This is a genomic window from Caulobacter sp. P1_B12_2, assembly GCF_056406675.1.
The window spans coordinates 1-7,080 of the sequence record NZ_JBFTZS010000385.1; the positions used below are offsets into that span (position 1 = coordinate 1).

General features: G+C 70.1%; 7 protein-coding genes. 2 read left to right on the top strand and 5 right to left on the bottom strand.

Annotated elements, in window-relative coordinates:
• On the bottom strand, nucleotides 1-438 hold a 438-nt coding region (locus AC1DZ6_RS19705; protein WP_477098833.1), incomplete at its 3' end, for a carboxylesterase family protein.
• Complete coding sequence (locus AC1DZ6_RS19710) at nucleotides 431-1,348, bottom strand: ROK family protein (RefSeq protein WP_477098834.1); 918 nt, start codon at nucleotides 1,346-1,348, stop codon at nucleotides 431-433. The genes AC1DZ6_RS19710 and AC1DZ6_RS19705, both read right to left, overlap by 8 nt.
• Before the next feature lie 182 nt (nucleotides 1,349-1,530).
• Between AC1DZ6_RS19710 and AC1DZ6_RS19715 the strand changes: the two genes are divergently transcribed.
• The gene (locus AC1DZ6_RS19715; protein ID WP_477098835.1) at nucleotides 1,531-2,754 is read left to right on the top strand and encodes an ROK family transcriptional regulator; all 1,224 of its coding nucleotides are present in this window, start codon (nucleotides 1,531-1,533) and stop codon (nucleotides 2,752-2,754) included.
• A 15-nt stretch (nucleotides 2,755-2,769) separates the two neighbouring features.
• Here AC1DZ6_RS19715 and AC1DZ6_RS19720 read toward each other — a convergent pair whose 3' ends face one another.
• The 3 genes from AC1DZ6_RS19720 to AC1DZ6_RS19730 all read right to left on the bottom strand — a co-directional run bounded on the left by AC1DZ6_RS19720 (nucleotide 2,770) and on the right by AC1DZ6_RS19730 (nucleotide 6,687).
• Nucleotides 2,770-4,365, bottom strand: a complete 1,596-nt coding sequence (locus AC1DZ6_RS19720; protein WP_477098836.1) for a flavin monoamine oxidase family protein — start codon at nucleotides 4,363-4,365, stop codon at nucleotides 2,770-2,772.
• 61 nt (nucleotides 4,366-4,426) lie between these two features.
• Nucleotides 4,427-5,497 (bottom strand): aldo/keto reductase, encoded by a 1,071-nt coding sequence (locus AC1DZ6_RS19725; RefSeq protein WP_477098837.1) that lies wholly within the window; start codon nucleotides 5,495-5,497, stop codon nucleotides 4,427-4,429.
• 20 nt (nucleotides 5,498-5,517) lie between these two features.
• On the bottom strand, nucleotides 5,518-6,687 hold the full coding sequence (locus AC1DZ6_RS19730; RefSeq protein ID WP_477098838.1) for an MFS transporter: 1,170 nt from the start codon (nucleotides 6,685-6,687) through the stop codon (nucleotides 5,518-5,520).
• 98 nt (nucleotides 6,688-6,785) lie between these two features.
• Here AC1DZ6_RS19730 and AC1DZ6_RS19735 point away from each other — a divergent pair.
• On the top strand, nucleotides 6,786-7,080 hold a 295-nt coding region (locus tag AC1DZ6_RS19735), incomplete at its 3' end, for a LysR family transcriptional regulator (RefSeq protein WP_477098839.1).

The following is a 7,080-nucleotide window of genomic DNA, read 5'->3' on the forward strand; positions in this document are numbered from 1 at the left end:
CTGCTCGACCAGGCTGGACTCGACCGTGCCCCGGGCCGATYCGGCGCGGTTGGCCCCGCCATGGATCCAGACCATGACCGGCAGGGGCGCGTCCGGCTTCAGGGCCGGCGTGCGGATGTCGAGATAGAGGCAGTCCTCGCGGCTGTCGGCGGCGTCCTTGGCGTTCCAGCCGTAGGACCGTTGCAGGCAGGGCGCGCCCGAGACGGTCGCGGCCCGGGCTCCGGACCAGGGCTCGACCGGCGCCGGCGGCTTCCAACGCCGATCGCCGACCGGCGGCGCGGCGAAGGGCACGCCGCGATACACCGCGCCGGCGCCCCGCGCCTCGCCCCGAATCGTTCCGCCGGTGACCGCGACGCTAACCCCGTCGTCTGCCACAGCCGTATCCGCCGCTCCGAAGGCCAGCAGGGCGGCCAAGGCGACGGCGCGACGGTCAGCCATGGGCCTGGGCTTCGGCCAGGGTCCAGAGGCGCGCCGCGCCGCGAACGCCCGAGGAGTCGCCCCACTGAGCCGGGGCCAGCCGCGCGCGCCAGCCGTCGGAGAACACGTGCGGCTCGATAAAGGCCGGCAGGCGCTCGTACAGTTCGGCGACGTTCGACAGCCCGCCGCCGAACACGAAAGCGTCGGGATCGACGATGTCGCAGATCACCGCCAGGCCTCGGGCCAGCCGGTCGAGATAGCGGTCGAAGCTGGCCGCCGCCTCGGCGTCGCCGGCCCGCGCGGCGGCGATGATCGCTTCGCCGGTCAGGGCCTGGCCCGTGCGCTCAGCGTGGTCGCGACGAAAGCCGGTGCCCGAGATCCAGGTCTCCAGGCAGCCGTGCCGTCCGCACCAGCAGGCCGGCCCCGGCGATTCTTCCGGCTTGGGCCAAGGCAGGGGCGTATGGCCCCACTCGCCGGCCACGCCGTTGGCGCCCTCGACCAGCTTGCCCTCGACCGCCAGGCCGCCGCCGCAGCCCGTGCCGATGATCACCGCGAAGACCACCGCCAGACCCGCCGCCGCGCCGTCGACGGCCTCGGACAGGGCCAGGCAGTTGGCGTCATTGGCCAGCCGCACTGGACGGCCCAGTCCCGCCTCCAGGTCCTCGCGGAACCGGCGGCCGTTCAGCCAGGTGGAGTTGGCGTTGCGCATCACGCCGGTGCGCGGCGAGACCGAACCGGGCGCGCCGACCCCGATCGAGCCGCGGCCGCCGGCTTGCTGCTCGGCCTGGGCGATCAGGTCGCGGACGGCGGCGATGGCGGCGTCGTAGGATCCGGGATTGGGAGCGCGCACGCGGGCCAGGAACCGGCCGTCCGGCGACAGGGCCGCGGCCTCGATCTTCGTGCCACCAAAATCCACCCCGACCTGGATCAAACCGCTTTCCTCCACCCGCCCGTTTTCAGGCTTTTCGAGCGCGCGCCACGCCGCGCTTCCTATGCCGCCCATAGTCAGCAGCCTCGAATAAGGAAATCAATTTAAATTATTCGCTGAAGCAGCCTCGCTATCGTCATCGCCCGCCGCGATGCTACTAGGGCTTTCTCGTCGAAGGTCATCGCATGCCGTCCTTGGAAGCCTCGCGGAAAACGAACCGGAAGCGCACCCAGGGCGCGAGCCTTTCTGGGGCCAATCTGGAACGGGTCGGCGACCACAATCAGCGGGTCATCCTGCAGGCCATCCGGGTGGGCGGTCCGATCACCCGCGTGACCCTGGCCGGGATCTCCGGCCTGACGCCGCCGGCCGTGGCCAACATCACCAAACGCCTGCTGGATGACGGCCTCATCCTTGAGGCCGGCCGGGTCCAGGGCCCGCGCGGCCAGCCGGCCATGAACCTGACGATCAATCCCGACGGCTGTTTCTCGATCGGGGTCAATATCGACCGCGACCACATCACCGTCGTCTTGCTGGACCTGCTGGGCGCCGTGCGCGCCCGGGCCAGCCAGGAGATCGAGTTCCCGCTGCCCGCCGACGTCGGCAAGTTCTGCAAGGTGCAGATCCGCAAGATGCTGGCCGCCTGGAAGGGCGAGCCGCCGCGCCTGTCGGGCATCGGCGTCGCCCTGCCCGACGACCTGGGACGGGTGGACCTGCCGCACCGGCCAGAGAACTACGACGTCTGGAGCACGGCCGACATCGGCAAGCTGATGGCCGACATCCTGCCCCTGCCGGTGTTCCTGGAGAACGACGCCACCGCCGCCGCCCTGGGCGAACTGCAGTTCGGCCACGGCCTGCGCCGGCCCAGCTTCTTCTACGTCCTGGTGTCGTCGGGCCTGGGCGGCGGGCTGGTGGTCGAGGGCGACTATTTCCGCGGAGCCCAGGGGCGCAGCGGCGAGATCGGCTTCCTGCCGGTCTCCTCGTCCAAAACCAAGGCCCGCTCTGTGCAGGAGGTCGTGTCGCTGTCGGCGCTGTACGCCCATCTCGAGGCGGGCGGCATCGTGGTGACCCGCCCCGACCAGTTGAGCGATCTGTCCGCCCAGGGCCAAGCCCTGGTCGAGGACTGGATCGCCCTGGCGGCCAAGCTGCTGGTCCAGCCGTTCGTGGCGATCAGTTGCCTGGTCAATCCGGAAGCCATCTATGTGGGCGGTCGGCTGCCCACGGATTTGCTGGATCGCCTGGTCGCGGCGGTCAACGCCCGCCTGGCCGCGATCGAGGACCTGCCCGCCCTGGCGAAGGTCGAGCGGGCCGCCACCTCGGCCGACGGACCGGCCGTGGGCGCGGCCCTGCTGCCGTTCATGGCCCAGCTGCTGCCCTCCCGCGCCGCCCTGATGAAGACCGGCGCGGGCTGATTATCAGCCTACGGATCAGATGACCCGCTGAGCGGTCACTGGCTGGCCTTTTCGGTGTTGGGCGTCCAGCATGACGATGGCGCGGTGGGCGGCGCGGATCGCCCCCTCCTGCCAGGCGCCGACATGGCTGAGATATTCGCCGGCGAAGTGGATCGGCCCGTCGGGCTGACCCAGCAGGTGATAGTCCGGCTCGTCGTCGCTGGCCCAGCCCACCCCGATGCCGAGGTTGTAGGGCACGGCCGCCCACTGCACCTGCAGGGGCTTTTCCAGCAGCTTGCCGCAGCCGGGGTGCATGGCCTCGATGACCTTGCGGGTGTGCTCGATCTGGGCGGCGCGCGGCAGCTTGGCCAGTTCGTCGGCCGCCTTGCYGCCGGCATAGGCGCCCAGGATCACCCCGGTCTTCGAATGCAGGCCGTAGCTGGGGTACCAGACCATGTTGCTGGGCCCCTTCACGAACGAGAGGCCGCCATAGATCTGGTACTTGGGTCCCTCCCAGAAGCGCGGGGCCTGCCAGGCGATCTTGATGCTGTCGCGATAGGGTGTACGGGCGATGGCGGTCTTGTAGGCCGGGCTGAAATCGGCGTCGATCTTGGCCAGCACCGGCAGCGGGATGGTCGAGATGCAGTAGTCGGCCTCGATCGTCAGGTCTTGCTTAGCGACCTTGTCGTAGTAGGCGATCTTCACGCCTTTTCCGGTCTTGCGGATCTGGCGCACCTCGCACTGGCGCTTGATGATCTTGGGACCCAGGGCCTTGGCGAAGGCGTGGGGGATGGCGTCCATGCCGCCTTTGGGCTGGAACATGGTGGCCTGCATGTCGATGACCTCCTCGAACAGCACGCCGTTCCAGAGATCCTCGTCGAGCAGGGCCTTCAGGCTGATCGGGTCGTAGGGCGTGGCCTTCTCGTCGCCGGCGCCCGGCTCGATCTTCAGACCGGCCCGTTGCGAGCCCTTGTAGAGGAGGTCGGGCGACAGGTCGCCGTAGGTCTTCAGGAAGGCGACCATCCGCTGCTTGTCGTCGGCGGTCAGGTCCGCGTCCAGCGCGCCCTTGTTGATCGCCTTGGCCAGCAGTTCGGAGACGTGGCCGCGGGTGTCGTTGATCGCCGTCCGCATGCGGATCGGCTGGCCGCCGTTGGCCTCGGGATTGAGCAGGAAGGCGCTGCGGCTGGCGTTGACCTCGACCTCCAACTCCACGCCCAGCTCGCGGCAATAGCCCAGGACGATCTGGTGATGGCTGGGCAGGCGCGCGGCGCCGGCGTTCATGTACTGGCCTTCGTCGAACTCGCAGACCTGGCGCGAGCCGTCGGTCATCTCGATCTTGTCGCCCTTGCGCACCGTCCAGACCCGGCCGCCGGTGCGGGCCCGAGCCTCCAGGATCGTGCAGTCGTAGCCGGCCTTGCCCAACTCCCACGCCGCCGACATGCCCGCCACGCCGGCGCCCAGGATCACCACCTTGGCGCCCGCCCCGCCGCCGCCCTTGGCGAGGTCCGGCGGCGCGCCGGCGAAGGCCGTGGACGGGGCCAGCAAGCCCAGGGCCTGCATGGCGGTGAACGCGGCGCTATAGCCGCCGGCCGCCCCGACGGCGTGAATGAAACTGCGACGGCTGACCGGCATATGAGACCCCTCTTTGCCCTTTGATTGGGGCTATGCGAGGCGGCGGCTTCCCACGGGTCAATCAAACACGACGGCGCCGCGCGTTTGCGTGCGCGGCGCCGCTGGAGCTTGCGGACGGCGCCTTGAATCCCCCTTCACGCCAGTAGGGATAGTGCGGATAGGCGGGGGTCACGGCGCTGGCGGCGTCCAGGCGCGCCACCTGCTCGGGGGTCAGGCTCCAGCCGACCGCGCCCAGGTTCTGGCGCAGTTGCGCCTCGTTGCGGGCTCCGACGATCACGCTGGACACCGTGGGCCGGCGCAGCAGCCAGTTGATGGCGATCTGCGGCAGGGTCTTGCCGGTTTCGGCGGCGACGGCGTCAAGGGCGTCGACCACCGCATAGAGCCGCTCGTCGTCGACCGGCGGACCGATGTCGGCGGTCTCGTGCAGGCGGCTGACCTCGGGCAGGGGCTGGCCGCGACGGATCTTGCCGGTCAGCCGGCCCCAGCCCAGCGGGCTCCAGACCATGGCCCCGACGCCCTGGTCGATGCCCAGCGGCATCAGCTCGTGCTCGTAGTCGCGACCGACCAGCGAATAGTAGGCCTGGTTGGCGGCATAGCGCGGCCAGCCATGCTGGTCGGCCACCGCCAGCGACTTCATCAGCTGCCAGCCGGAGAAGTTGGAGGCGCCGACATAGAGCACCTTGCCGGCCCGCACGAGATCGTCCAGCGCCGACAACACCTCCTCGACCGGGGTGAAGGCGTCGAAGGCGTGCAGTTGCAGCAGGTCGATGCGGTCGGTGCGCAGGCGCTTGAGCGCGGCCTCGACGCCCCGCACCAGGCGCAGGCGCGACGTCCCGCGATCCAGCGGACAATCGCCCATCGGCAGGCCCAGCTTGGTCGAGATCAGGGCCTGGTCGCGCAGGCCTTCCAGGGCCGCGCCGAGGATCTCTTCCGAGGCGCCGTTCGAATAGACGTCGGCGGTGTCGAACAGGGTCACCCCCGCTTCGAGGCAGATCTCGATGATCCGGCGGGCCTGAGCGGCGTCGGTGTCGCCCCAGGCGCTGAACAGCGGTCCCTGGCCGCCGAAGGTGCCGGCGCCGAAGCTGAGGGCCGGAACCTTCAGGCCCGATTTTCCGAGTTGGCGATATTCCATGATCCGACGTCCTTTTGAGATCAGAGGGCGGCGACGCGGAGGGCGCGGCGCTCAAGAGAGAGACTGAAGGCGGCCAGGGCCAGGGCCGACAGCGGCACGGCGGCGGCGACCAGGGGGACGGCGGCCAGGCCCGGGCCGTGGGCGATCACCGCCCCGCCTAGCCAGGCGCCGAACGCATTGCCCAGGTTGAAGGCGGCGATGTTCAGGCTGGAGGCCAGGCCCTGGCCCGCGCCGCCGGCCTGAGACAGCACCCGCATCTGCAGCGGCGCGACGGTGGCGAAGGCGGCCGCGCCCAGGCCGAAGGCGGCGATCACCGCCCCGATCCGGTCGTGGAAGCCGAACGCCGAGGCCAGCATCACCACGGTCAGGATGGCCAAGCTGCCCAGCAGGGCCGGGGCCAGGGCCTTGTCGGCCCAACGGCCGCCGACCAGGTTGCCGCCGACCAGACCCGCGCCGAACACCAGCAGGATCGGCGAGACGGCTTCTTTCGAGAACCCGGCCAGCTCGGTCAGGATCGGCTGGATGTAGGTGAAGACCGCGAACACCCCGCCAAAGCCCAGCACGGTCATCATCAGGCCCATCTGCACCTGCGGCCGGGCCAGGACGGCGAACTCCTCACGCAGCGGGGCCAGTTCGAGGATGTCCTTTTCGCGCGGGACCAGGGCGGCCAGCACGGCGAAGGCGACCAGGCCGATCGCGCCCACGGCCCAGAAGGTGGCGCGCCAGCCGTAGGCCAGGCCCAGCCACGAGCCGAACGGCACGCCCAACAGGGTGGCCAGGGTCAGGCCGGTGAACATGATGGCGATGGCCGAGGCCTTGCGCTGCGGCGGCACCAGGCTGACGGCGACCAGCGAGCCGACGCCGAAGAACGTCCCGTGGGCCAGGGCGGTGACGATCCGCGCGGCCATCAGCAGGCCGTAGGTCGGGGCCAGGGCGGCGGCGACATTGCCGATCGTGAAGATGGCCATCAGCACCAGCAGCGTCGTCTTGCGCGGCAGCCGGCGAGTGGCGATCGTCAGGATCGGCGCGCCGACGAACACGCCCAAGGCGTAGCCGGTCATCAGCAGGCCGGCCTGAGGGATCGAGACCCCGAGATCGGCCGAGACCTGCAGCAGCAGGCCCATGATCACGAATTCGGTGACGCCGATCCCGAAGGCGCCGACGGTCAAGGCGTAGAGGGCTAGGGGCACGGCAAGGCTCCAGAAGTTTCTGAGCGACTGAGGTAGGCCCTCGGCGCTCCGTGAATTAGACTGCCGGAACGACAGGCATTTGTGAGTTCAAGTCAAAGATGGCCAGGCTGGAGATCAACCGTTCGGGCGAGATGGAAGTCTTCGCCCGCGCCGTGGAGCTGGGCGGCTTCTCGCCGGCCGCCCGCGAGTTGAAGATGACCCCCTCGGCGATCAGCAAGCTGGTCAGCCGGATGGAGGCGCGGCTGGGCGCGCGGCTGATCAACCGCTCGACCCGCAAGCTGACTTTGACGGCCGAGGGCCAGCTGTTCCACGAGCGGACCCTGCGGGTGCTGGCCGACCTGGACGAGGCCGAAAGCGCGGTCGCCGCCAGCCAGACCCCGCGCGGCCGGGTGC